This is a genomic window from Sinorhizobium sp. RAC02, from assembly GCF_001713395.1.
Lineage (GTDB): Bacteria > Pseudomonadota > Alphaproteobacteria > Rhizobiales > Rhizobiaceae > Shinella.
On sequence record NZ_CP016450.1, the window covers coordinates 3,492,769 to 3,517,677 of the forward strand.

Annotated in this window: 26 protein-coding genes; 17 read left to right on the forward strand and 9 right to left on the reverse strand. The window is 63.8% G+C overall.

Annotation, left to right across the window (positions count from 1 at the left end; genetic code table 11):
* The 3 genes from BSY16_RS16745 to BSY16_RS16755 all read right to left on the reverse strand — a co-directional run bounded on the left by BSY16_RS16745 (position 1) and on the right by BSY16_RS16755 (position 2,897).
* On the reverse strand, positions 1–645 hold the full coding sequence (locus tag BSY16_RS16745; protein ID WP_069060717.1) for a LysE family translocator: 645 nt from the start codon (positions 643–645) through the stop codon (positions 1–3).
* 274 nt (positions 646–919) lie between these two features.
* Positions 920–1,975: a histidinol-phosphate transaminase gene (hisC, locus tag BSY16_RS16750; RefSeq protein WP_069060718.1), complete on the reverse strand. Its 1,056-nt coding sequence runs from the start codon at positions 1,973–1,975 to the stop codon at positions 920–922.
* Positions 1,976–1,979: 4 nt separating this feature from the next.
* Entirely contained in the window at positions 1,980–2,897 is a 918-nt protein-coding gene (locus tag BSY16_RS16755) for a polyprenyl synthetase family protein (protein ID WP_069060719.1), read from the reverse strand.
* A gap of 208 nt (positions 2,898–3,105) precedes the next feature.
* Between BSY16_RS16755 and mtgA the strand changes: the two genes are divergently transcribed.
* The 4 genes from mtgA to BSY16_RS16775 all read left to right on the forward strand — a co-directional run bounded on the left by mtgA (position 3,106) and on the right by BSY16_RS16775 (position 5,412).
* On the forward strand, positions 3,106–3,789 hold the full coding sequence (mtgA, locus tag BSY16_RS16760; protein WP_150129983.1) for a monofunctional biosynthetic peptidoglycan transglycosylase: 684 nt from the start codon (positions 3,106–3,108) through the stop codon (positions 3,787–3,789).
* A gap of 68 nt (positions 3,790–3,857) precedes the next feature.
* A complete protein-coding gene (locus BSY16_RS16765) occupies positions 3,858–4,505 on the forward strand; it encodes a glutathione S-transferase family protein (protein WP_069060721.1) in 648 nt (215 codons plus the stop codon).
* Positions 4,506–4,652: 147 nt separating this feature from the next.
* Positions 4,653–4,838 (forward strand): 50S ribosomal protein L32, encoded by a 186-nt coding sequence (gene rpmF, locus BSY16_RS16770; RefSeq protein WP_069060722.1) that lies wholly within the window; start codon positions 4,653–4,655, stop codon positions 4,836–4,838.
* 166 nt (positions 4,839–5,004) lie between these two features.
* Complete coding sequence (locus BSY16_RS16775; RefSeq protein WP_069060723.1) at positions 5,005–5,412, forward strand: hypothetical protein; 408 nt, start codon at positions 5,005–5,007, stop codon at positions 5,410–5,412.
* Between the two features lie 34 nt (positions 5,413–5,446).
* Here BSY16_RS16775 and phaR read toward each other — a convergent pair whose 3' ends face one another.
* Positions 5,447–6,025 carry a polyhydroxyalkanoate synthesis repressor PhaR gene (gene phaR, locus BSY16_RS16780; RefSeq protein WP_069060724.1) on the reverse strand — a complete coding sequence of 193 codons (579 nt, stop codon included), beginning with the start codon at positions 6,023–6,025 and terminating at the stop codon, positions 5,447–5,449.
* Positions 6,026–6,317: 292 nt separating this feature from the next.
* Between phaR and BSY16_RS16785 the strand changes: the two genes are divergently transcribed.
* From BSY16_RS16785 to BSY16_RS16805, 5 genes are all read left to right on the forward strand, one after another.
* Positions 6,318–7,499, forward strand: coding sequence for an acetyl-CoA C-acetyltransferase (locus BSY16_RS16785; protein WP_069060725.1), 1,182 nt, complete (start codon positions 6,318–6,320; stop codon positions 7,497–7,499).
* Between the two features lie 86 nt (positions 7,500–7,585).
* Positions 7,586–8,311 carry a beta-ketoacyl-ACP reductase gene (locus tag BSY16_RS16790; protein WP_069060726.1) on the forward strand — a complete coding sequence of 242 codons (726 nt, stop codon included), beginning with the start codon at positions 7,586–7,588 and terminating at the stop codon, positions 8,309–8,311.
* 78 nt (positions 8,312–8,389) lie between these two features.
* Positions 8,390–8,698 carry a 4a-hydroxytetrahydrobiopterin dehydratase gene (locus BSY16_RS16795; RefSeq protein ID WP_069060727.1) on the forward strand — a complete coding sequence of 103 codons (309 nt, stop codon included), beginning with the start codon at positions 8,390–8,392 and terminating at the stop codon, positions 8,696–8,698.
* Between the two features lie 101 nt (positions 8,699–8,799).
* A complete protein-coding gene (locus tag BSY16_RS16800; protein ID WP_069060728.1) occupies positions 8,800–9,189 on the forward strand; it encodes a YkvA family protein in 390 nt (129 codons plus the stop codon).
* 341 nt (positions 9,190–9,530) lie between these two features.
* A complete protein-coding gene (locus tag BSY16_RS16805) occupies positions 9,531–10,034 on the forward strand; it encodes an invasion associated locus B family protein (RefSeq protein ID WP_069060729.1) in 504 nt (167 codons plus the stop codon).
* A gap of 67 nt (positions 10,035–10,101) precedes the next feature.
* On the opposite strand, the gene BSY16_RS16810 is transcribed toward BSY16_RS16805, so the two are convergent.
* Positions 10,102–11,319: a multidrug effflux MFS transporter gene (locus BSY16_RS16810; protein WP_069060730.1), complete on the reverse strand. Its 1,218-nt coding sequence runs from the start codon at positions 11,317–11,319 to the stop codon at positions 10,102–10,104.
* Positions 11,316–11,801 (reverse strand): MarR family winged helix-turn-helix transcriptional regulator, encoded by a 486-nt coding sequence (locus BSY16_RS16815; protein WP_069060731.1) that lies wholly within the window; start codon positions 11,799–11,801, stop codon positions 11,316–11,318. Before BSY16_RS16815 ends, BSY16_RS16810 begins: the two co-directional genes overlap by 4 nt.
* Positions 11,802–11,965: 164 nt before the next feature.
* On the opposite strand from BSY16_RS16815, the gene BSY16_RS16820 reads away from it, so the two are divergent.
* On the forward strand, positions 11,966–12,607 hold the full coding sequence (locus tag BSY16_RS16820) for a LysE family translocator (RefSeq protein WP_069060732.1): 642 nt from the start codon (positions 11,966–11,968) through the stop codon (positions 12,605–12,607).
* On the opposite strand, the gene BSY16_RS16825 is transcribed toward BSY16_RS16820, so the two are convergent.
* Both BSY16_RS16825 and BSY16_RS16830 read right to left on the reverse strand, forming a co-directional pair.
* A complete protein-coding gene (locus BSY16_RS16825) occupies positions 12,604–13,995 on the reverse strand; it encodes a sensor histidine kinase (RefSeq protein ID WP_069060733.1) in 1,392 nt (463 codons plus the stop codon). The two genes, BSY16_RS16820 and BSY16_RS16825, sit on opposite strands and share 4 nt — an antisense overlap.
* The gene (locus BSY16_RS16830) at positions 13,992–14,666 is read right to left on the reverse strand and encodes a response regulator (protein ID WP_069060734.1); all 675 of its coding nucleotides are present in this window, start codon (positions 14,664–14,666) and stop codon (positions 13,992–13,994) included. Before BSY16_RS16830 ends, BSY16_RS16825 begins: the two co-directional genes overlap by 4 nt.
* A gap of 79 nt (positions 14,667–14,745) precedes the next feature.
* On the opposite strand from BSY16_RS16830, the gene BSY16_RS16835 reads away from it, so the two are divergent.
* The 5 genes from BSY16_RS16835 to BSY16_RS32470 all read left to right on the forward strand — a co-directional run bounded on the left by BSY16_RS16835 (position 14,746) and on the right by BSY16_RS32470 (position 19,323).
* The gene (locus BSY16_RS16835; protein WP_069061592.1) at positions 14,746–15,813 is read left to right on the forward strand and encodes an ABC transporter substrate-binding protein; all 1,068 of its coding nucleotides are present in this window, start codon (positions 14,746–14,748) and stop codon (positions 15,811–15,813) included.
* Positions 15,814–16,043: 230 nt separating this feature from the next.
* Positions 16,044–16,988 carry a Bug family tripartite tricarboxylate transporter substrate binding protein gene (locus BSY16_RS16840; protein ID WP_069060735.1) on the forward strand — a complete coding sequence of 315 codons (945 nt, stop codon included), beginning with the start codon at positions 16,044–16,046 and terminating at the stop codon, positions 16,986–16,988.
* The gene (locus BSY16_RS16845) at positions 16,985–17,473 is read left to right on the forward strand and encodes a tripartite tricarboxylate transporter TctB family protein (RefSeq protein ID WP_069060736.1); all 489 of its coding nucleotides are present in this window, start codon (positions 16,985–16,987) and stop codon (positions 17,471–17,473) included. The genes BSY16_RS16840 and BSY16_RS16845 overlap by 4 nt, the downstream gene beginning before the upstream one ends.
* A gap of 10 nt (positions 17,474–17,483) precedes the next feature.
* On the forward strand, positions 17,484–19,001 hold the full coding sequence (locus tag BSY16_RS16850; protein WP_069060737.1) for a tripartite tricarboxylate transporter permease: 1,518 nt from the start codon (positions 17,484–17,486) through the stop codon (positions 18,999–19,001).
* 157 nt (positions 19,002–19,158) lie between these two features.
* On the forward strand, positions 19,159–19,323 hold the full coding sequence (locus tag BSY16_RS32470) for a hypothetical protein (RefSeq protein ID WP_171902425.1): 165 nt from the start codon (positions 19,159–19,161) through the stop codon (positions 19,321–19,323).
* A gap of 252 nt (positions 19,324–19,575) precedes the next feature.
* Here the strand turns inward: BSY16_RS32470 and BSY16_RS16855 are convergent, their stop codons facing one another.
* On the reverse strand, positions 19,576–20,694 hold the full coding sequence (locus tag BSY16_RS16855; protein WP_069060738.1) for a DUF475 domain-containing protein: 1,119 nt from the start codon (positions 20,692–20,694) through the stop codon (positions 19,576–19,578).
* Positions 20,695–21,073: 379 nt separating this feature from the next.
* On the opposite strand from BSY16_RS16855, the gene BSY16_RS16860 reads away from it, so the two are divergent.
* Both BSY16_RS16860 and BSY16_RS16865 read left to right on the forward strand, forming a co-directional pair.
* Positions 21,074–23,134, forward strand: coding sequence for a M3 family metallopeptidase (locus BSY16_RS16860; RefSeq protein WP_069060739.1), 2,061 nt, complete (start codon positions 21,074–21,076; stop codon positions 23,132–23,134).
* A 135-nt stretch (positions 23,135–23,269) separates the two neighbouring features.
* Positions 23,270–24,832 (forward strand): alkaline phosphatase D family protein, encoded by a 1,563-nt coding sequence (locus BSY16_RS16865; RefSeq protein WP_069060740.1) that lies wholly within the window; start codon positions 23,270–23,272, stop codon positions 24,830–24,832.
* Positions 24,833–24,909: the final 77 nt, after the last annotated feature.

A 24,909-nucleotide genomic window follows, 5' to 3' on the forward strand; every position in this document is an offset into this window, starting at 1 on the left:
TCACAGCCGCGTTGTCAAAAGCTTGAAGCCTGCAAAAGCGAAGAAGGCGGCCATGACGCCTTCAATGGCGCGACGCGACTTGAGATAGGCCCGGTGCACGGGGCCGAGCGAGAAGACCAGCGCGAAGCCGAGGAAGACGCAGACACCCATCACCATGCAGCCGGCGATGAAGGTGATCATCACACCGCCCGGCGCGCCCGGCGGCATGCCGAGCGATGTCAGCATGATCCAGTTGAAGATCGCCTTCGGATTGGTGATGTGGATGCCGAGGCCCTTGAGATACTGTCGGCGCGGCGACAGCGGCGGCATCGCCGCCATCTGCGCGCGATAGACTTCCTCGCTCTTGCGAGCCGCCCTGTAGGCGTTCCAGGCGAGCCACAGCAGGTAGCAGCCGCCGACGATCTTCAGCACGATGATCGCCTGGCCGTAGGTACGGATGAGGGCGGAAAGGCCCGACGCCGTGAGGATCGCCCAGATGTAGGAGCCGGTCAGCACGCCCGAGGCAAGCGCCAGCCCGGCGCGGCGGCCCTGGCTGATCGAGGTTGCGATGATGGCGATGATCGCCGGTCCCGGCGAGGCTGTCGCGATGAAATAAGCGGTCCAGGCGACGGCGAGTTGCGGCAGGTAGGGCGTGATGTCGGTCATGGTTCACCGGTGGATGTCGGTGGACGATAGCCGATCGTGTTTTCCGCTCCTAGCTGGAGAATTGCACCGCATGTCACTGTCGGTCGGGAAGGTCGGCGCATCCCCCTCATCCGGCCCTTCGGGCCACCTTCTCCCCGCTGGGGAGAAGGGGAGGTGCGGTGTGTTGTTGAACGCGCCATCGAGAGGATGAAAAGGAGGCCTTGTCCCCTTCTCCCCAGCGGGGAGAAGGTGCCGGCAGGCGGATGAGGGGGCTGTCGCCGCCCTGGTCGAACCCTCAGACGATCTCTTCGACCGCGGCGATCAGCCGGTCGCATTCCTCCGGCGTGCCGATGGTGATGCGCAAAAAGTCCGAGATGCGGGGCTTGGCGAAGTGGCGCACCAGCACGGCGCGGTCGCGCAGGCCCTTGGCGAGGGCTTCGCCGCTCAAGGCCGGGTGGCGGGCGAAGACGAAGTTGGCCTGCGAGGGCAGGACCTCGAAGCCGCGCTGGCGAAGCGCGCCGGTGACGCGTTCGCGTGTCTCGATGACCTTGCCCCGGGTCTCGTCGAACCAGGCGCGGTCGTCCACGGCGGCGGCGGCGCCGGCCTGGGCAACGCGGTCGAGCGGGTAGGAGTTGAAACTGTCCTTGACGCGCTCCAGCGCATCGATCAGCGGGCGCTGGCCGATGGCGTAGCCGACGCGCAGGCCGGCCAGCGAGCGGGATTTCGACAGCGTGTGCACGACGAGCAGGTTGTCGTACTTCCTGGTTAGCGGGATGGCGCTCTCGCCGCCGAAATCGATATAGGCCTCGTCGACCACGACCGGCTGGTCCGGGTGTTCCGCGACGAGCTTTTCGATCGCCGCCAGCGGCAGGCCGATGCCTGTTGGGGCGTTCGGGTTCGGCAGGATGATGGCGCCGGCGGGGCGGGCGTAATCCGCCAGATCGATGGTGAAATCGTCCCTCAGCGGGATCTCTATCGCCTCGATGCCGAACAGGCGGCAATAGGTCGGGTAGAAGCTGTAGGTAATATCCGGATAGAGCAGCGGCTGCTCGTGGTTGAGAAGCGCCATGAAAGCGTGCGCCAGCACCTCGTCCGAGCCGTTTCCGACGAAGACCTCGTCCGCCTCCACACCGTAGAAGCGGGCGATCGACTGGCGCAGCGCCAGGGCCGACGGGTCCGGGTAGAGCTTCAGGCTGTCGGCGACGGCGGCCTGCATGGCGGCGATCGCCTTGGGCGAGGGGCCATAGGGGTTTTCGTTGGTGTTGAGCTTGGTGAGGTTTTGAATGCGCGGCTGCTCGCCCGCGACATAGGGCTTGAGCGTGGCGACGATCGGCGACCAGAATTTGCTCATGAGGTCAGTTCCTGCGATTGGCGATGAAATGGGCGGTTTCGATGAGAATCCCGGCCCGATGGCTGAACGGCGCAAGAAGCGCCTCGGCCTCCTTCACAAGCTCCTGAAGACGGCTTTCCGCCCAGGCCTGGCCACGGCGCGAAACGAGCGTCGCCTTGCCGCGGTCGGCATCCTTGCCGGTCGCCTTGCCCATGGTCTGCGCATCCGCGGTGAGATCCAGCAGATCGTCGGCGATCTGGAAGGCGAGGCCGACCGTTTCGCCGTAGCGGCGCAGCGTCGCCCGCTCATCATTTGAGGCGCCTGCGATGATCGCCCCGGCCTCGCAGGCAAAGCGCAGGAGCGCGCCGGTCTTCATGGCCTGCAGCGTGACGATGCCGTCTTCGTCCGGCGCCTGTTTTTCCGCCGCAAGATCGAGCGCCTGGCCACCGGCCATGCCGCCAATGCCGGCGGCGCGGGCGAGCGCCAGCACAAGGGCCGTCTTGGTGGCGTCGGGCAGGCGGGTTTCGGGCGCGGCAACGATGTCGAAGGCAAGTGTCAGCAGGCTGTCGCCGGCAAGGATGGCGGCTGCCTCGTCGAAAGCGATGTGCACGGTCGGCTGGCCGCGGCGCAGGTCGTCGTCGTCCATGGCCGGCAGGTCGTCATGCACGAGCGAATAACAGTGGATGCATTCGAGCGCCGCGCCAATCCGCAGCGCCGTCTCGCGCTCGACATTCGGGAAGAGGGCGGCGGATTCGATGACGAGGAAGGGGCGCAGGCGCTTGCCGCCGTTCAGCACGCCGTGGCGCATGGCAGCGAGAAGCCGTTCGGGGCGGGCGATTTCGTCCGCCTGCACGGTGCTCGACAACAGTGCGGCGAGCAGCGCTTCCACCGCTTCGGCATTGCTCTTCAGGAGGGATTGGAATTCCTGGTAACGTTCGCTCATGGCCGCTCTTTGGCATGGGCTCCGGGCTTAGGCAACGGGAATGCCGGGATGGCGGCAAAGAATCGCGGCACGCCGCTGGTTTTTGGCGAGCCGTGACGGTATGAAAGCGCAACGACGCAAGGATGGGCGCCGGCATTTGGACATCGTACCGGAAACACGGGCAGACACGGTCAATTCGGAGGCAGATGCCGGTGGCAGGGATGGTTTGATGACCCGCCTTCGCCGGCACTGGCGACGCATTGTCCTTGCCGTGGCGGCTTTTATTGCACTGCCCTATGTGCTGATCCTGCTCTACACGATCGAGTTCGTCCGTCCGGTTTCGACCCTCATGCTGAGCGATCTCGTGCTGCTGCGCGGCTACGACCGGCAATGGGTGGAGTTCGACGCGATTTCACCCAATCTCGTGCAGGCGGTGATGATGTCGGAGGACGGGCAGTTCTGTCGCCATGCCGGCGTCGACTGGGGCGAGATGCGGGCGGTGGTGAACGAGGCGCTGGCCGGCGAGCAGACGCGCGGTGCCAGCACCATCCCCATGCAGACCGCAAAAAACCTGTTCCTGTGGAACGGCCGCTCCTTCCTGCGCAAGGTGATGGAACTGCCGCTCGCCGTCGTTTCGGATTTCGTCTGGAGCAAGCGGCGGCTGATGGAGATCTATCTCAACATCGCCGAATGGGGGCCGGGCATCTACGGCGTCGAGGCGGCGGCACAGCATCATTTCGGGGTCCCGGCCGCCAAACTCTCGCGCCGGCAGGCAGCCCTTCTCGCGGTCTCGCTGCCCAATCCCTTCGAGCGCAATGCCGGCAAGCCGGGACGCGGCCTGCAACGGTTGGCGCGGCTGATCGAGCGGCGGGCGAGCCGGTCGGGCGAATATATCAAATGCCTTTATGAGTGACGTCAGGGCTTTTCATTGGCGTTTGCCGGCCTGAGCCCATAGGATTCGGCGCCTGCAAGGAGCACGCAATGTCAGACCTCATCCTCTATGTCGGCAACAAGAACTATTCCTCCTGGTCCTTCCGGCCCTGGATTGCGCTGGCAGCGGCCGGCGTGCCCTTCACGGACAAGGTGATCCCCTTCGATTTCGCCGCGGGCAATCCGGAAATTCGAAAAGTCTCTCCGACGGGCAAGGTGCCGGTGCTGTATCATGGCGCCGTGCGGGTGTGGGAATCGCTCGCCATCATCGAATATGCCGCCGAGCTTTTTCCCGACAAGGGCATCTGGCCCGAAGACGTGGCGGCCCGCGCCGAGGCACGGGCGATCTCGATGGAAATACTCTCCGGCTTCCACGCGCTGCGCAATACCTGCCCGATGAACATCCGCCGCGAGCCCGGCGCGGTCGACCTGTCCGATGGCGTGAGAAACGACGTCGCGCGCATCGAAACGATCTGGAAGACGGCACTGGCACGCTCCGGTGGCCCGTTCCTGTTCGGTGCGTTTTCGGCGGCCGATGCCATGTATGCGCCGGTCGTCAATCGCTTCGAAGCCTATTGCCTCACGAAGGAGGAAACCGTACTGGCCTACATGGCGCGCATGAAGGCGCATCCGGCCTGGCAGGAATGGGAGCGGGCCGCGCGCGCCGAGACCTGGATCGTGCCGGAAGACGAAGCCTGACCGACGGAATCGAAAAATTCGGGTCAGGGACTGGTCAAGCGGCGTTTTGCCATGTATAAGCCCGCCAAATTTCCGAAATAAAGACATGTCTTTGTCAGCCATTCGGTGGCCTGCGGATGTGTTTGCCCGATAAGTGGAGTTAGTGAAATGGCTGTACCAAAAAGAAAAACGAGCCCGTCCAAGCGCGGTATGCGCCGTTCCGCAGACGCTCTGAAGGGTTCGACCTACATCGAAGACAAGAACTCGGGCGAACTGCGCCGTCCGCACCACATCGACCTGAAGACCGGCATGTACCGCGGTCGCCAGGTCCTGACGCCGAAGGAAAGCGCATAATCTGCGTTTTCGGCATCAGCTGAGATCAGGGGCCGGTTCGACCGGCCCTTTTCTTTTGCGCCATTTTTGCCGGTCCCATCGACACGACATTTTCTTGTGCCGAATCTTCGGCTAAGAGGGCCGGAAGGGCTGCTCGTGCGAGAGCGGCCAGAGGAGAGCGCTACCCATGCTTTTTGCCATCCCGCTTCTGATCATCCCGTTCGCTCTCTACAATCTCGCCATGACCGGGCTGTTCGGTGATGGTGGCACCGCCGTGCTCGACAGCGAGGTTCTGGCGGTCAACATGCTGTCCGGCACGACCTGGACGATGGCCTTCGGCGACCTGCTCATCTTCATCGCGCTCGTGCTGCTCTTCGTGGAAATCCTGAAGGCCACGCGGCCGGGCTCGCGCGCGCTCTTCGATCACATGCTGTCGATGGTGCTGTTCGTGGCGTCTCTCGTCGAGTTCCTGCTGGTGCAGGGGGCGGCCACGCAGATCTTCTTCATCCTGATGACCATCTGCTTCATCGACGTCATCGCGGGCTTTGCGGTCTCGATCCGCACGGCGGGCCGGGATCTCTCGATCGGGCTCTGACAAGGCGCGGGGAGGCCCCGCGCCGTTTCTGGTCTCAGCTCAGGTTGTCGAGCTTGGTCTGCAGCGCGCGCAGTTGTTCCTTCAGCTCGTCGAGATCCTTGGGCTCGGCCTTGCGGGTTTCCTTCGGCGGCGTGGCATTGGCGAAGGGGGCGAACATCTTCATCGCCTGCTGGAACAGTTCGGTGTTGCGCCGCGTCGTTTCCTCGATCAGCGCCATCGGCACCTGCAGGTTCTTGGCAAGCGGCGTATCGCCCAGCGCCTTGTTGATCTGCTCGCGCATCTGCGAATGCTGCTCGGTGAAGGCCTGCATGGAGTGTTCGAGATAGCTCGGCACCACCATCTGCATCTGATCGCCGTAGTAGGAAATCAGCTGGCGCAGGAAGGAGATCGGCAGGAGCGTGTTGCCGGTCTTGGATTCCTGCTCGAAGATGATCTGCGTCAGCACCGAATGGGTGATGTCGTCGCCCGATTTCGCATCCTGCACGGTGAAGTCCTCGCCCTTCTTCACCATGACTGCGAGATCGTCGAGCGTCACATAGGTGCTCGTGCCCGTATTGTAGAGGCGGCGGTTGGCGTATTTCTTGATGACGATCTGACCGTCGTTCTTGGCCATTAGGGTCTCCTCATCCCCGTGTTCCTGTTTCTTTTTTGATGCCGGGGAGTATCCGCAAAAACAGGCTTCCTGACAATCGAATTGTGCGATGCGGCGAGGAATGCTGCGCAACATGGAATTTCATGCTGCATGCCCGTTCGATGAAATTTTAGCGCTGCGGGATATCCCGTTTGACTCTCCCCCTCCGCTTTGCCAGTTTTGATTTGGGAGAACCGCCGGGCTCGCGCCGTTCGCGCATCGGGCCCGGTTCCAGGGCCGTCCGCAAGGCCGTCAGAACTGAGGAAGTTACACCATGAGCACCCCATCCATCGTCATCGCCAGCGCCGCCCGCACCGCGGTCGGGTCCTTCAACGGAGCCTTCGCCAACACGCCCGCCCATGAACTCGGGGCGACGGCGATTTCGGCGGTTCTGGAGCGCGCGGGCGTGGCAGCGGGCGAGGTGAACGAGGTGATCCTCGGCCAGGTGCTGCAGGCCGGCGAAGGCCAGAACCCAGCCCGCCAGGCCGCAATGAAGGCCGGTGTGCCGCAGGAAGCCACCGCCTGGACCATGAACCAGCTCTGCGGTTCGGGTCTTCGCGCCGTGGCACTCGGCATGCAGCAGATCGCGACGGGTGACGCGAACATCATCGTTGCCGGCGGCATGGAATCCATGTCCATGGCGCCGCATTGCGCGCATATGCGCGCCGGCGTGAAGATGGGCGACTTCAAGATGATCGACACGATGATCAAGGACGGCCTGACCGACGCCTTCTACGGCTACCATATGGGCATCACCGCGGAAAATGTCGCCAAGCAGTGGCAGCTTTCGCGCGACGAGCAGGACGCCTTCGCCGTGTCTTCGCAAAACAAGGCCGAGGCCGCCCAGAAGGACGGACGCTTCCGGGACGAGATCGTTCCCTTCATCGTCAAGACCCGCAAGGGCGACGTGTCGGTCGATGCCGACGAATATATCCGCCATGGCGCGACGCTCGATTCGATGGCCAAGCTTCGCCCGGCCTTCGACAAGGACGGCACGGTCACGGCGGCCAATGCCTCTGGCCTCAATGACGGTGCGGCCGCAGCCCTCCTGATGTCGGAAGCCGAAGCCTCGCGCCGCGGCATCCAGCCGCTCGCCCGCATCGTTTCCTGGGCGACCGCCGGCGTCGACCCGAAGATCATGGGCACCGGCCCGATCCCGGCGTCGCGCAAGGCGCTCGATCGCGCCGGCTGGAAGATCGGCGATCTCGACCTCGTGGAAGCCAACGAAGCCTTCGCGGCGCAGGCCTGCGCGGTCAACAAGGACCTCGGCTGGGATCCATCGATCGTCAACGTCAACGGCGGCGCGATCGCCATCGGTCATCCGATCGGCGCCTCTGGCGCCCGTATCCTCAACACGCTCCTTTTCGAGATGAAGCGCCGCGGCGTCTCGAAGGGCCTCGCCACGCTTTGCATCGGCGGCGGCATGGGCGTGGCGATGTGCGTCGAGAGCCTGTAAGCATCGACTGACATTCTGCTTTGCCAGGACCTGCCGCCAGCGGGCGACAGGTCGACTCAAAAAACAGTTTCAGGGGAGTGAGCGACATGAGCAGGGTAGCATTGGTAACGGGTGGATCGCGGGGCATTGGTGCTGCCATTTCGGTGGCGCTGAAGGCCGCGGGATACAAGGTGGCTGCAAGCTATGCCGGCAATGACGATGCCGCCAATGCCTTCAAGGCCGAAACGGGCATCCCCGTCTACAAGTGGGACGTTTCGAGCTACGAGGCCTGCGTCGAGGGCATCGGCAAGGTGGAGGCCGATCTCGGCCCCGTCGACGTTCTCGTCAACAATGCGGGCATCACCAAGGACGCGATGTTCCACAAGATGACGCCTGACCAGTGGGGTGCGGTGATCAACACCAACCTGACGGGCCTGTTCAACATGACCCATCCGGTCTGGACCGGCATGCGCGACCGCAATTTCGGCCGCGTCATCAATATCTCATCCATCAACGGCCAGAAGGGCCAGATGGGCCAGGCGAACTACTCCGCGGCCAAGGCCGGCGATCTCGGCTTCACCAAGGCGCTCGCCCAGGAGGGTGCCGCCAAGGGCATCACGGTCAACGCCATCTGCCCGGGCTACATCGGCACGGAAATGGTGCGCGCCATTCCGGAAAAGGTGCTGAACGAGCGGATCATCCCGCAGATCCCCGTCGGTCGCCTCGGTGAGCCGGAAGAAATCGCCCGCGTCGTCGTCTTCCTCGCGTCCGACGATGCCGGTTTCATCACCGGCTCGACCATTTCGGCGAATGGCGGGCAGTTCTTCGTCTGACGCCATTTTGAACGAAACGGAACACGGCGCCTTCGGGCGCCGTTTTCATGTGGTACAGTACGCAAGGCGGAGAGGGCCATGAAACAGGAACGATTGAGCGAAGAGGCGATTGCCGAGGCACTGGCGGGACTGGACGGCTGGAGCCGTTCCGATGACGGCATCGCCATCGAGAAGCGGTTCAAATTCAAGACGTTTCGCGAGGCTTTCGGCTTCATGACCGAAGGGGCGCTTGCGGCGGAAAAATTCAACCACCATCCGGAATGGTTCAACGTCTACAATCGTGTCGATGTGCGGCTGACCAACCACGATGCGGGTGGGCTGACCGAGCTTGATGTCAAGCTGGCGACCGCCATGGACAAGGCGGCGGCACTGCGCACGAAGAGTTGAAGCTGCGTGAGCGCATTCCCATATGATCCTCGCCGGACGGTTTTGAACGTTACAGCGCGCCTTGCGCGCAGGCCGGCTTTGCCACCTGAAGGAGGCCCTGCATGGATGATGTGAAGATCGGCGAGATCCTTCTGCCGGGAGACGAGGACGAGCAGGACCGGCAGAAGAGCCGCGTGAAGAGGCGGTTCTGGCCGGTTCTGAAGCGCGCAATGCGGCAGGTTCCCTTCTCCCGCGATCTCGTTGCCGCCTACTATTGCGCGCTCGATTCCCGCACGCCGGCCCGGGTTCGCGGCATCCTTCTGGCGGCACTTGCCTATTTCGTGCTGCCGCTCGACGGCATTCCCGATTTCTTCGCGCTTGTCGGCTTTTCCGACGATATTGCCGTGCTGACGGCGGCCTTCGCGGCGATCCGCGGGCACATCCGCCCCGATCACTATGTGGCCGCAGACAAGGCCATGGCGGACGAGCCGGACATGCAGGCTGCCGGTTAAACGGCGGTCCTGGACGGCATCTCCCGGTTGTTCGCGTAAACCGTGGTAGCGCCAGTCAAATTCTTGCCCTATTCCTTGTGCCATTAGGGGTTTCGACGGGTTTCTATCTCACCATATGGGGATCGGGGACGCCCGCCTTTCTTGCGAAGGCAGCGGCGGGTTCCTGACGCAAACTGTCCCGGTGCAGTGCGGAAACTCCACGTAAAATGCGTGTCTGTTGACGGTTTGGTAACCTGAATTAAGTCAAAATGAACCAAATCGTCATCATGCATGGCTTAAACCGGCATCGGGGGCGCCGCCTTCGGTCGGTACACCACAGGCAAGACAACCGGCAGGAAAACATGTTCGTAAGAAAGCTCGCAACCGCACTCGCCCTTGTCGTCGCGACCGCAGGCGTTGCCTCGGCCCAGACGCCGACGCGCATTCAGCAGTTCAATGCCTGGGGCGCCTATTCCTATCAGGCGAACGGCGGCAAGGTCTGCTACGTGCTCTCCGTGCCGAAGGACAAGAACCCGCCCGGCGTCGACCACGGCGATGTGTTCTTCCTGGTCTCGCAGCGCCCCGGCCAGAACATCAGCTACGAGCCGCAGGCGATGATGGGTTATCCGCTTCAGGAAAACTCCAAGGTCAACGTCGTCATCGACGGCCGGAGCTTCGCGATGTTCACCAAGGGCAATTCGGCCTGGGTGGAGAACGCTGCCGAAGAGCCGGCGCTCGTCGCGGCCATGCGCAGCGGCAAGGACATGCAGGTACAGGCGAAATCGCGCCGCGGCACGGGCACGTCCTACTCCTATTCGCTTTCCGGTATCTCGGCTGCGCTGAAGCAGATCGAAGGTTGCCGCTAACAGCCCTTGAATTTCGCAGTGTTGCAGTGAAAGGCCGGCTTTACGCCGGCCTTTTCGTTTGGGGCGATTATTCCGCCGGTTTCGTCACAAGCTGCGCGTCGCGGCTGCAGATCGCGCGGTACCAGACGTAGGAGACGATGGCGATCAGGCCCATGGTCGGGATGATCGTGCCGAAGGCGAAGAGGGGGAGCCCGATGGCGGCGGCGATGAGGCCGGCGATGAAGCCGGAGCCCATCTGGATGAAGCCCATGGCGGCAGATGCCGAGCCCGCAATGTGCGGGAAGGGTTCCATGGCGGCGGTCATCATGTAGGGCATGACGAAGGCGATGCCGAAGGCATAGATGCCCACCGGACCCATGACGCTGAGGAAGGTCGGCTCCAGCAGGTGCGAGGTGGCGGCGATCAGGATGCTGGCAATGCCGATGAAGCAGAGGCCTGGGAAGACGATGCGGGCCGGCGGCATTTTGCGCATCAGGAAACGCACGACGACGGTTCCGGCAAAGAAGAACCCCGATTGCATGAGCATGCCGACGCCGAATTCTGTAGGCGTCAGGCCGACCTTGCCGATCAGCACGAAGGGCAGCATGGTCGCCTGGCCATAGAGCGCGCCGACGGCGCCCGCCATGACGAGCGTGGCGGAGACGAAGCGGCTGCTGGTCGCGAGTTCGCGATAACCGCGCAGGATCGGGCCGATATGGCCCTTGGCCGGGTCCGGCGTCGTCGTCTCGGCCATGCAGAAATAGACCGCGCCGCAGGCGGTCAGTGCAAAGCCGACCATCAGGAAGAAGATCGACTGCCAGCCGAACAGGCCGAGCGCGAAGCCGCCAAGCGTCGGCGAGACGGCCGGGCCGATGGCCAGCATCATGCCCACCATGTTCATGATGCGGGCGGCCTCGGTGCCGGTGAACTGGTCGCGCACGATGGCGCGCGACACCGTCATGCCGACGGAGGCGCCGATGCCCTGGACGAGGCGGCCGGCGAGCAGCACTTCGACGCTCGGCGCGAAGGCGGCCATCAGGCTGCCGGCAAGGTAGACGCTCATGAAGATCAGCGTTGTCTTGCGCCGGCCAAGCACGTCCGACATGGTGCCGGACACCAGCTGCGACAGGGCGAAGCCGGCGAAGTAGAGCGACAGTGTCAGCTTGATCGCCGATTCCGTCGAGGCAAAGGCATGCACCAGTTCCGGCATGGCCGGTGTGTAGAGCGCCATGGAGACGGGGCCGAGCGCCACGAGGAAGGCGCTGATGATGCTGGTCCGGCGTTCGCTCATGCGTGGCGCCGTCATCGAATACCTTCCTTGACGAAGGCGAGTGCAGAACTGTCTTCCTCGAGTGCCACGAGATTGGCGCGCAGCTGCTTCAGCTGGCCGCGCATCACATCGATATCAGCCATGCCGATGCCGCTCGTCACGTGCTGCATCAGCTCGATCTGCTCGTCGCGGATGCTGGCGATGAGGCCGCCGGCGGCCGGCGTCGTGAAGATCAGCTTGGCACGGCGATCGACCGGATCGGCGCGGCGCTCGATGAAGCCAAGGCTCTGGAGGCGGTCGAGATAGGTGGAAAGCGTCATCGGTTCGATGCCCATGCGCTGGGCAATGTCGAGCTGCCGGCTGCCCTCCAGCGTGGCGATGCGCACCAGCGTGCGGGCCTCGCCCGGTGTCAGGCCGAGACCGGCGGTGGCGATGCGGCGCTCGAAAGCGCTACGCAGCATGCGGGCAACGTCGATGAGGACGAAACCGAGGGCGTCGGGATCGGGGCGAGGGGACATGATCACTTTCTGGCTTATTGTAAGTTCAACTTACTATACCGGGCCGAAATGAACAACGGCCAAGCCAGCGCTGCAACGCATGGCTGCCTTGCGAAACGACAAATGCGCCCTTGACGAACGCCTTCGCAGGCGCTGGAATGCCGTGAGATTCCAGAGGATTCCCGATGACCGGTTCGATGCTATTCGGCGCCTTCATGGCTGCCCTGCTTTATGTGCTCATTCCCGGGCCGGCTTTCCTCGCCCTTCTCGGCATCGGTGCCGGGCAGGGGCGCAAGGCGGGCGCACTGTTCATGGGCGGACATCTTGCCGGTGACCTGCTCTGGTCGAGCCTGGCGTTGGTGGCAATTGTCGGGGCCAAGACGATCGGCACCACGGTCTTCGATGTGCTCGGCCTGCTTTGTGGTTTCTATCTCGCCTGGATCGGCTGGTCGGCGCTCAGGGCAAAACCGCGCGCGGATGGCGGCGCGGTGATGACGGTCGACCGGCCGCTGCGCCGCGGGCTGATCTTCGGCCTCACCAACCCGAAGGGCTACCCGGTGGCGCTGGCGACCTTCACGGCGCTGCTTGCCGGTTCCTCGAACGCGCTTGATTTCGATGCGCTGCCGGCGCTGCTCGGCGTCTCGTTCTTCGGCTTCCTGATGGCGGATATCATCCTGGTCGCCATCATCGGCGCCGGCCTGGTGCGCCGCTTCTACCGGCGTCACGAACTGGCGATCGTGCGCCTGTCCGGCCTGCTCTTCATGGGCTTTGCCGTGCAGGCCGTCTGGCATGCGGCGCCCGGTCTCTTGGGCTGGCGCAAACCCTAGGCCGCGACGGCGGGGAAGCGGATCGTCACGCGCAGGCCTTTGTCGTCCGCACCGCTCTCCAGCGCCATCGTCGCATCGAAAAGCGCGGCGATTTCCTCGACGATCGGCAGGCCCAGCCCCATGCCCGGCGCGGTGTTGTGGTCGCCGCGGGAAAACCGCTGGCGCACGAGGCTGCGGCGCTCCCGGGGAATGCCGGGGCCGTTGTCCTCGACGATGAGGAGCACGGCATCGGCCGCCTCGCGCACGCGGACCGTCACTTCTGCGCCGTTGCCGGCATAGGCGATGGCGTTTTCCACGAGGTTGCGCAGAAGCTCACAGAAGAGCAGCGGTTCGGCGCGGGCAAGTGCCGGGCCGTCGCCTTCATAGCCGAGATCGATACCGGCTTCGGCTGCTGATGGCACGCGATCAGCCGTGAGCTGCTGGGCGAGCGCGGCGATATCTATTGGGGCCGGTTTCTGGGGCTCGTTGGAGCCGGCGGCGTCGATCTTGGCCATCAGCAGAAGCTGGGCGAGGATGCGCTCGGCATGTGCTACCGCCGCATCCCCCTTGCGGGCGGCCTCCTGCGCTTCCTCCAGCGTGCCGGCGCGGCTGGCGAGCGCCAGCTGGGTGCGGATGATGGCGAGCGGCGTGCGCAGCTGGTGGCTGGCATTGCCGGAAAAGTGGCGCAGCGCATCGAGTGCCGATTGCAGGCGCACCATGAAGGAATTGACCGTTTCGACCACGCCCTGCACCTCGCTCGGCACACGCTGCTCGATCGGGTGCAGGTCGTTCGGGCTGCGTTCGGCGATGGCGTCGCTGAGCCGATAGAGCGGGCGCAGCGATACGGTGACGGCGATCCCGACGATGGTGGCGGCACCGGCGATCATCATGGCAAGGCGCAGCGCCGAGCGAAACAGGATGGCCTGGGCCAATTGTCGGCGGGCGATGGTGGTTTCGGCGACGGTGACGGCGAAGGGCACGGAGTTGATGCCGGTCGAGGCCGAGCGTTGCAGCACGGCGATGCGGATCGGCTCGCCGCGGAAGGTTGCGTCCTGGAAGCCGATCGGCTGGCCCTGCATGTCATCGATGGTCGGCAGCGTCTGGTAGCCGGTGATGAACTGGCCCGGCGGGCCGTCGACCCGGTAGAACACGCGGTCCTGCGCGGCCGAGGTCAGCATTTCCAGCGCGACATAGGGGATGTCGACTTCGAGGCTGCCGTTTTCCGCTACCACGACGCGTTCGGCAATGGCGAGCGCCGAGCCGGCGAGCACCCGGTCGGAGACGGCGTTCGCCGTCTTCACGGCCTCCCAGTAGGTGTCGACGAGAGCGACGATGCCGATCACCGCCGTCGAGACGAGCAGCCAGAGCAGCAGGCGCCGACGAAGCGAGGAGGCGGGGGAGAGGGTCAAGCGGCGGGCGCCTTGTCGAGATAGTAGCCGATGCCGCGCGCGGTGCGCACGGTCAGGCCGTGCGGGGCCAGCCGTTTGCGGAGCCGGCTGACATATTGTTCGATGGCATTGGCGGAGAGATCGTCGTCGAAAGCGGCAAGCGACTGCATGATCGCCTCCTTGGCGACGACCTTGCCGGCGCGCATGAAGAGGATTTCGAGCAGGCCGACTTCGCGGGCCGGAATGTCGAGCGGCGCACCCTCGGCCGAGAAGGTGCGGGAGTTGAGATCGAGCGCGACGCCGCCGAAGGTGATGGCCGAGGAGCGCAGGCCCGCCTGGCGGCGCAACAGCATGCGCACGCGCGCCTCGAATTCAGAAATGTCGAAGGGTTTGATCATGTAGTCGTCGGCGCCGAGATCGAGGCCGCGCACCCGCTCCTCCGGGGCACCGCGCGCCGTCAGGATCAGCACGGAGGCCTTGTCCTTGCGGGCGCGCATGGCACGCAGCACATCGAGGCCGTCCATTTCCGGCAAGGTCAGGTCGAGAATGACGAGGTCGAAATTTTCCGACGCGATGGCGGCATCGGCAGACGCGCCGTCGCGCACCACGTCCACGGCATGGCCGGTGCCCTTGAGGATGGCGGACAGGCCGTCCGCCAGGGCATCATTGTCTTCGACCAGTAGAATGCGCACGTCGTTTCGTCCTCCTTGCGGAACTCTAACGGTGGCGCGTGCACTTGTGAACGGCCTCGCGCTTTGGCAAGGTCGCGCCATGCGTCTTGTCCTCATCCTTCTTGCCCTACTTGCGGTGCCCCTTCCGGCTTTTGCCGAGCCGACCTTCTTTCCGGCGCGCGACGGCAATGCGCAGGCGCCGGTGCTGGTCGTCTATTCGTCGCTCGACGAGCCGCTCGCCCGGCCGATGATCAGGGGCTTCCAGGAGGCCAATCCCGATGTCGCGGTGCGCTATGACGAGATGCTGACCGGCGAAGTGCACGATCGCATCGTGCGCGAGACGGATGCCGGCGAAAAGACGGCGGATTTTGCCTTCTCTTCGGCGATGGACCTGCAGGTCAAGCTCAGCAATGACGGTTATGCCCAGCGCAGTGACCTGCCGATGAGCGAGCGCTGGCCGCAATGGGCGAACTGGCGCAACACGGCCTATGCGCTGACCTTCGAGCCGGCCGTCTTCGTCTATCACAAGCCAAGCTTCAAGGATGAAAAGCCGCCCGCCTCGCGCGCCGAGTTCGTCGAGTACCTGAAACGGCAGGGTGAGAAGGTCTATGGCCGCATCGGCACCTATGACATCGAGCGTTCGGGCGTCGGCTTTCTGTTCATGGCGCGCGACCAGGAGCAGTTCGGCGATATCTGGACGGTGATCCAGGCGATGGGGGCGGCGGGGGTAAAACTCTATTCGACCAGCTCGGCCATCCTCGAGCGGGTCGCCGACGGGCGCTTCGTGCTCGGCTACAACATTCTCGGCTCCTATGCGGCGGACTGGGCCTCGCGCCACCCGGATGTCGGCATCGTCCTGCCGAAGGACTATACCGTCGTCATGTCGCGCATCGGCCTCGTGCCGCAGGCGGCCGCCTCCCCGGAACTCGGGCGGCGTTACCTCGCCTTCTTCATGTCGAAGGAGGGCCAGACCATCATGGCGCGCGAATTGCAGATCGCCGCCGTCAGCCCGGAGGTCTCCGGCTCGAACACGGCGCGCACCATGAGCGCGCTGCTCGGTGCGCAGCTGAAGCCGGTGCCGGTGAGCCCGGGCCTCATGGTCTATCTCGACCAGGTGAAGCGCGCGCGGCTGATTGCACGCTGGAACGAGGTTCTGCGCACGCAATAGCGCGGTCATGCTCGACCAGCGAATAGAGAGCCTGTCTATGTCAGGTAGATGTCAGCTTCTTGTGTTGGTTTAGGGGTCTTCAACGTCCGTGGAGGCGGACGGAAGACCGGGAGGAGACTTCAGCCAAAATTGCGCCCGCGAACCGACGTTCGCGTTGCCGTGGCCGATCCGTTCCTCCCTCCATAATCAACGATGCGCGAAACAAGCCGCGCCTGACGGAGGACACACTCTTGAAACATTTCTTCCTGGCATCCCTGATTGCCGGCGCCATGGCGCTTCCGGCCTTTGCTGCCGATTATTCGATCATCGCACCGGCAGGCCCGGGCGGCGGCTGGGACCAGACGGCCCGCTCGCTGCAGACGGTTCTGCAGGATGAGAAGATTTCCGGCAGCGTCCAGGTGGTGAACGTTCCGGGCGCCGGCGGCACGATCGGCCTTGCCCAGTTCGCCAGCCAGAATTCCGGCAATCCGAACGCGCTCATCGTCGGCGGCTACGTCATGGTCGGCGCAATCCTCACCAACCAGTCGCCGGTGACCCTCAAGGACGTCACGCCGATCGCCCGCCTGACCGGCGAGTACGAAGCGATCGTCGTTCCGGCCGCGTCGCCGATCCAGAACATGGACGATCTCGTCAAGGCGCTGAAGGCCGATCCGGGTGCCGTTTCCTGGGCTGGCGGTTCGGCCGGCGGCACGGACCACATCGCAGTCGGCCTGATCGCGAAGGCAGCCGGCGTCGACCCGACCAAGATCAACTACATCGCCTATTCCGGCGGTGGTGAAGCGCTTGCCGCGATCCTCGGCAACCAGGTGACGGCCGGCATTTCCGGCTACGGCGAGTTCGAAGCCCAGGTCAAGGCCGGCACGCTGCGCCTGATCGCCATCTCCAGCGCCGAGCGTGTCGAAGGCATCGATGCCCCGACCATCAAGGAAGGCGGCCTCGACGTCGTCGTTGAAAACTGGCGCATGGTGGCCGCAGCCCCCGGTCTTTCGGCCGAGCAGGTGGCCGCGGTCAATGCCGATATCGAGAAGGTTGTGAACTCCGATGCCTGGAAGGGCATCCTGAAGACCAAGGGCTGGCAGAACACCTATCTCGCCGGTGACGCCTTCAACGCCCAGCTCGACAAGGACATTGCTTCGACCGCAAGCATCCTCAAGGACATCGGGCTCGTCAAATGAGCGAGGTCCAGTCCTCCAACGAAAAGCGCCGCCCTGATAGGGCGGCGCTGGTCATCGCACCGGTCCTCTTCATCATCGCTGCCGTGATCTGGTGGGATGCCGGCCGCCTTGCGGAGATGAGCAACTATTCGCGCATCGGCCCCGCCACCGTGCCGCATGTCGTCGCCATCGGTCTGGCGCTGCTCGCCATCTGGACGGCGTTTGAAGCCTGGCGCGGCGATTTTCCCGAGCGCGAACCGATCGAGGTGCAGCCGGTGGTCTTCATCGTCGCGGGCCTTGCCGGGCAGATGCTCCTGCTCAAGACCGCGGGCTTCTCCATTGCGACGGGTGTGCTGTTCGCGCTGACGGCCTTCGGTTTCGGCCGGCGCAAGCTGTGGATCTCGTTGCCGATCGGCATCGCGTTCAGCTTCGTCGTCTTCATCATCTTCGGCCGCTTCCTGCAGCTCTCGCTGCCTGCCGGGCCGCTCGAGCACCTGTTCTTCTGAGGGCCTGACAATGGGTACTTTCGAATTCCTGCTGCAGGGCATCGCCATCGCCGCGCAACCGATGAACCTGCTCTATGCGCTGATCGGCGTCACGCTCGGCACCGCCGTCGGCGTTCTGCCCGGCATCGGCCCGGCACTGACGGTCGCGCTGCTTCTGCCCGTCACCTACAAGCTTGATCCTGCCGGATCGCTGATCATGTTTGCCGGCATCTATTACGGTGGCATGTATGGCGGTTCGACGACGTCGATCCTGCTCAACACGCCGGGCGAAAGCGCCTCGGTGGTCACCGCGCTCGAAGGCAACAAGATGGCCCGCGCCGGACGCGGCGGCCCTGCGCTGGCGACGGCGGCGATCGGCTCCTTCGTCGCCGGCCTGATTGCGACACTCGGCCTTGCCTTCATCGCGCCCTTCGTCGTGAAATTCGCGCTCTCCTTCGGCCCGCGCGAATATTTCGCGCTGATGGTGCTCGCCTTCGTGACCGTCTCAGCCGCTTTCGGCGATTCGACGCTGCGCGGCCTTACCGCCCTCTTCGTCGGCCTCGCTCTTGCCGTCATCGGCATCGACCAGCAGACCGGCCAGGCGCGGCTTTCCTTCGGCATTCCCGATCTCCTCGACGGCATCGAGGTGACGACGCTTGCCGTTGCCATGTTCGCCATCGGCGAGACACTCTACGTCGCCTGTCAGGGCTCCCGCATCCCCGAGAAGGTGGAGGCGGTCAAGGGTTCGGTCTGGATGAGCAAGCAGGACTGGGCGCGCTCGTGGAAACCGTGGCTGCGCGGCACGTTCATCGGCTTCCCGATCGGCGCCATGCCGGCCGGCGGCGCGGATATTGCGAGCTTCCTGTCCTATTCGACGGAAAAGCAGTTCTCCAAGCACAAGGACGAGTTTGGCAAGGGTGCCATCGAGGGTGTTGCCGGTCCGGAAGCGGCGAACAATGCATCCGCTGCCGGCACGCTTGTGCCGCTGCTTTCGCTCGGCCTGCCGACGACGGCGACGGCGGCGATCATGCTCGCCGGCTTCCAGCAATACGGGCTTCAGCCCGGTCCGCTGCTGTTTGCCACCAATCCGCAGCTCGTCTGGGGTCTCATCGCCAGCCTGCTGATCGCCAACTTCATGCTGCTGGTGCTGAACCTGCCGCTGATCGGCCTCTGGGTGAAGCTTTTGACGATCCCGAAGCCCTGGCTCTATGCCGGCATCCTGCTGTTTGCGACGCTCGGCACGATCGGCGCCAATCCGTCGGTGTTTGAGCTTGGCATGCTGCTCACCTTCGGCCTGCTCGGTTTTGCCATGCGCATCTTCGGCTATCCGATCGCGCCTGTCGTCGTCGGCCTCATCCTCGGGCCGATGGCGGAACAGCAACTGCGCCGCGCGCTGGCAATCAGCCAGGGCGATGTGACCTCGCTGTTTATGTCGCCAATCGCTGCCGTGCTCTTCGTGCTGGCCGTGCTCGCCGTCGTCGTGCCGCTCATCCTGCGGGCGCGCGGCAAGGGCGAAGTTCTCTCGCAGTTTGCAGCGAACGAAGACTAGATCTCGGTTCCTCACGGGATCGAAAGCAGTGCAGGCCGGAAACCCCCGTTTCCGGCCTGCATTCGTTGCATGGCTGGGCTGACAAACCGTCAGTTGTTCTTTCGGGCCGCAAGCATCATCTTCTGCTCGTAAGCTAAAACAGAAAGCGAGCAATCAAATGACCACCCTCCGCAACTCCTTCGCCCAGGGCTTCTTCGGCCGGGCCTTCGCCGTACTGAGCGCTGCCAATGCAGCCGCCGCGGCTGTCGAAGGGCACCGCCGCCCGAAGGAACGCGACCTGAAGACGCTCGGCATCAACCCTGCCGACTTCCCGCGCGTCTAACGCGAAGTATAGAATTCTCTGAATGAAAAGGCCCGCTGATCGCAAGATCAGCGGGCCTTCTGTGTTTTGCGATTTGCGTCCGTTTTGATCTCACTTTGTTGGACGCCGTCCCTCTCTATCGTCATGGTCGGGCTTGACCCGAGCATCCGCGCGACACCTGCAGCCTGGATCCTCGGGTCAGGCCCGAGGATGACGGAGGAGAGGGTTTCAAAGTGCAATGGCCGGCCGCCGAAACGGCCGGCTCAATGTGCGTTACGCGTTGTTCTCGCCAAGCTGGGCCGACACGCGGTCCGAGCCGTGGCCGGCATGGCTGCCCAGTTCGCGTTCGCGCCTGTTGTAGCGGATCGACGACCAGAGCGAGATACCGATCAGCGTTGCGCCGCCAAGGCCGGTGATGACTTCCGGAATGTGCACCAGTGTCTGGAAGTACATGACGACCGACAGGACCAGGATCGCGTAGAACGCGCCGTGCTCCAGGTAGCGGTATTCGGCAAGCGTGCCCTTCTCCACCAGCATGATCGTCATCGAGCGCACATACATGGCGCCGATACCGAGGCCGATGGCGATGATGAAGAGGTTCTGCGTCAGCGCGAAGGCGCCGATGACGCCGTCGAAGGAGAAGCTGGCATCGAGCACTTCAAGATAGATGAACGCGCCGAGGCCACCCTTGGCCGCTTCCGACATCGCCTTCTGCGAGGCATCGAGCAGGCCGCCGACGACTTCCACTGCAAGGAAGGTCAGGAGGCCGTAGATGGCGGAGAAGACGAAGGTATTGGCGTCTTCACCCTCGAGCAGGTTCGAGAAGACGAGGATGAGCGCGAGAACAAAGGCGATCTCGATGCCCTTGACGGTCGCCGAACGGGCCATGTGCTTCTCGATGAAGCCGATCCAGTGCACGTCCTTCTCATGGTTGAAGAAGTAGGTGAGGCCGACCATCATCAGGAAGGTGCCGCCGAAGGCAGCGATCGGCAGGTGGGCGTCGTTCATGATGCGGGCGTATTCCGCAGGCTCGCGCGCGGCGAGAATGATCGCTTCGATCGGGCCGATGCGGGCGGCGATGACGACGATCAGCAGCGGGAAGACGATACGCATGCCGAAGACGGCAATCACGATGCCCCAGGTCAGGAACCGGTGCTGCCAGACCGGCGTCATGTCCTTGAGCTTGTTGGCATTCACGATTGCGTTATCGAAGGAGAGTGAAATCTCCAGAACCGCGAGAACCGCGCAGATGAAGAAGACGGTCGCCATGCCGGCGAGCGTGCCTTCGGTCTGCCAGCCGAGCAAGGCGCCGAGCGCCAGGCCGATGACGGTGGAGATGATGGCCCATTTCAGGTAGGAAAGGGTGGTCTTGCCTTCGCCGTTGCCGATCATGACAGCGCCTCCATGCTGGAGGAAATACGGGAAGCGAGGTTGTGCATACCACAACGGGCATGCGGGTAAGGCATGGTCAGGATTTTCATGTGCGTTTGAATCCGCCGGCTAATTGCTGGCGGTACCGACATCACGAGAGCGCCGTAAAAACTCTCGCCAGAGGGGCCCGGCACCAGGGTTCACCGCGGCAGGATGTCAAAAGCCGCGATAAGGGCTGTTTTCACCGAAGTTGCCCTCCACGTCAAGAGGCAGGGTGCCGCATCGCCCTCAACGCGTTTGCGCGACCTCTGTTCCCGTATTTTATGCCGGCGCCCTGTACCAACACGCTGCTCCGTTCCTATATTCGCCGCACAGTGATTTGCCAGAAGGAACCGCCTGCATGACTGAAACGCGCATCGATCCCGCCCTCGTCGAGTGGACCGGCCTCAACGGCCTGCCGCGTTTCGATCGTGTCAAGGACGAGGCCTTTGCCGCGGGCTTCGATGCGGCGCTGGTAGCGCATGAGGCGGAGATCGACGGAATTGCCAACAACGCGGAGCCGGTAACCTTCGAGAACACGATCGTCGCGCTGGAAATTGCCGGCGACCAGCTGTCGCGCGTTTCTGCCCTGTTCTGGAGCCGGGCGGGCGCCAACACCAACGACACGATCCAGGCGCTGGAACGCGAGATCGCGCCAAAAATGTCGCGGCACTATTCGAAGATCGGCACCAATGCCGCGCTCTTCCAGCGTATCGATGCGCTGTGGGAAGGCCGCGAGGCCCTGAACCTCTCCCTGGAGCAGACCCGCGTGCTGGAGCGGCACTGGAAGGGTTTCGTGAAATCCGGCGCCAAGCTCGAAAAGCCGGAGCAGGAGCGGTTGTCGACGATCAACGAGACGCTCGCCGGGCTCGGCGCGAAATTCGGCCAGAACGTGCTGGCCGACGAGAAGAGCTGGGTGCTGTTCCTCGATGAGGGCGATGCGCTCGATGGCCTGCCGGATTTCCTGAAGGATGCTATGGCATCCGTGGCACGCGAACGCGGGGAGGACGGGCGCTATGCCGTCACGCTGTCGCGCTCGATCATCGAACCCTTCCTGACGTTTTCGGCGCGCCGGGACCTGCGCGAACAGGCGTTTCGTGCCTGGGTGGCGCGCGGCGAGAACGAGGGCGAGACGGACAATCGCGGTATCGTCAAGGACACGCTGGCGCTGCGGGCGGAAAAGGCGGGCCTGCTCGGCTACGAGAACTTTGCCGCGCTGAAGCTCGACAACACGATGGCGAAGACGCCCGACGCGGTGAACGGGCTCCTGATGCAGGTCTGGGAAAAGGCCGTGGCGCGGGCGCGGGAAGAGGAGGCGGATTTGGCCGTGCTCGTCGCCGACGAAGGCCGCAACCACGCGGTCATGCCGTGGGACTGGCGCTACTATGCGGAAAAGCTGCGGGCGAAAAAATTCAACTTCTCCGAGGCCGAGCTGAAGCCCTATCTCCAGCTCGAAAAGATCATCGACGCCTGCTTCGACGTTGCCGAGCGGCTGTTCGGCGTCCGGGCGATCGAGAAGAAGGATGTGCCGGTCTATCATCCTGACGTGCGCGTGTTCGAGATTCGTGACCGCGACGACACGCTTGTCGCCATGTTCCTTGGCGATTATTTCGCCCGGTCCTCCAAGCGCTCGGGCGCCTGGATGAGCTCCTACCAGAGCCAGCACCGGCTGCCGCTTGCGAACGGTTCGGTCGGCGAAATCCCGATCATCTACAATATCTGCAATTTCGCTAAACCCGCCGAGGGCAAACCGGCGCTGCTGTCGATCGACGATGCGCGCACGTTGTTCCACGAATTCGGCCATGCGCTGCACGGCATGCTGTCGGACGTCACCTATCCGTCGGTGTCGGGCACCGGCGTTTCGCGCGACTTCGTCGAACTGCCCTCGCAGCTCTACGAGCACTGGCTGACGGTGCCGGAAATTTTGACGCGCTATGCCGTGCACGACCAGACCGGCGAGGCGATGCCGGCAGCGCTGCTTGACAAGGTGCTTGCCGCCCGCACCTTCAATTCCGGCTTCGCGACGGTGGAGTTCACCTCCTCGGCGCTGGTCGACATGGCGTTTCACACGCGTGGCGCCGTCGCGGATCCGGTGGCGGTGCAGGCTGAGGTGCTGGAAAAGATCGGGATGCCGGCGTCCATCGTCATGCGCCATGCCACGCCACACTTCCAGCATGTCTTCTCCGGCGACGGCTATTCGGCCGGCTACTATTCCTACATGTGGTCGGAAGTGCTGGACGCGGACGCCTTCGCCGCCTTCACGGAAACCGGCGACGCCTTCAACCCAGCCATGGCAGAGCGGTTGAAGACCTATATCTACGCCGTCGGCGGTGCCGTCGACCCGGAAGACGCCTACAAGGCCTTCCGAGGCAAGCTGCCGAGCCCGGAGGCGATGCTGGAGAAAAAGGGTTTGGCGGCTTAGGGGCGACCCATCGCCGTCATCGTCCCGTCACTGAACTTTCGGTGAATCGTCATCGTCCCGTTACCGGACTGACATGGCCGGGACTCATGGTCTGCCCGCCTGGCGTTTCGATTCGCGGGTCAGGCCGGAGGTGGCATGGCGATTGTTCCGGAGACGCTGACGCGGCGTTCTTTCCTTCTGACCGCAGGGGCCGGCGCGCTTGCGACGTCCTCGGCGCTGGCGGTGCCCTACTATGCGCGGCGTCATGGCAGTCCGGTCTTTTCCCACGGCGTGCAATCTGGTGATGTCGATTGTTCGTCCGGCATGGTCTGGGCGCGGGTCGACCGGCCGGCCGAGGTGACACTCGAATATTCGACCACCGAGAGTTTTCTCGATGCGGCACGCCTGCCGTTGCAGAAAGCGACGATGGGCACGGACAATACCGTCAAGGCGATGCTGCAGGGCCTGCTGCCGGACCAGGATATTTTCTATCGCTTCACCGCAAGCGATCCCTATTCCAGCCATCTGATCTCCGAGCCGGTCGTCGGGCGCTTCCGCACGGCGCCGATGCGCAAGCGCTCTGTGCGTTTCGTCTGGTCTGGCGATACGGCCGGGCAGGGCTGGGGCATCGACGATGTCGGCATGAAGACCTATTCGACCATGCTGCGCCACGAGCCGGATTTCTTCATCCACTCCGGCGATACCGTCTATGCCGACGGGCCGATCCCGGACGAAATTCCGCTGCGTGACGGCGGCGTGTGGAAGAACCGCATCGTGACGGATGAGAAACGCAGCGTGGCGCGCACGCTGGAAGAATTTCGCGGCCAGTGGAAGTACAATCTGCTCGACGACCACCTTCTGTCCTTCAACACCCAGTGCCCGACCTTCTTCCAGTGGGACGATCATGAGGTTTTGAACAACTGGTCGGAATCGAGCGACCTGACCGGCGACCGACGCTATCCGGACAAGGATATCGGCGTCTATGAAGAGCGCGCGCGGCGCGCCTTCCATGAAATGACGCCGATCCGCTATTTTCCCACCGAGCCCGGCCGCATCTTCCGCAAGGTTGCCTATGGGCCACTGCTCGACGTGTTCTTCGTCGACCTGCGCTCGTATCGCAGCCCCAACCGCGGCGGCACGGAAAATGGCTTGTTCGGCTGGCGGCAGGCGGACTGGCTGCGCCGAGAGCTTGCCGCCTCTCAAGCCGTCTGGAAGGTCATCGCCTGCGACATGCCGCTCGGCCTCGTCATCTGGGACGATTATGCCAACAGCCTTGGTTATGAGGGGGTTGCGGACGGTCTCAATGGTCCGCCGGCGGCGCGCGAGCGCGAAATCGCCGACCTGCTTTCCTTCATGCGCGACAATGCGATCCACAATGTCGTGTGGCTGACGGCGGACGTGCACTACACCGCCGCGCACCACTACGACCCGTCGCGCGCAAAATTCCAGGAGTTCAATCCGTTCTGGGAATTCGTCTCCGGGCCGCTGCATTCCGGCACCTATGGGCCGAAACCGCTCGACATGACCTTCGGCCCGGAAGTGCGCTTCATCAAGTCGTCGAAAGGCGGGGTCGACAGCAACCTGCCGCCGTCCGCCGGCCTGCAATTCTTCGGTCTCGTCGATATCAACGGATCGAGCGAGGAGATGACCGTGCGGCTGATGGATCGGGAGGATCAGGAGCTTTGGCGCATCACGTTGCCGCCCACGCGTTCATCATGAGAGCAAGCCGCGCGCTGATCGGGCAACAGAGTTGCATCCCGCCCCTTTCGCATTTGCGGAAAAACATGTAAGAGCCC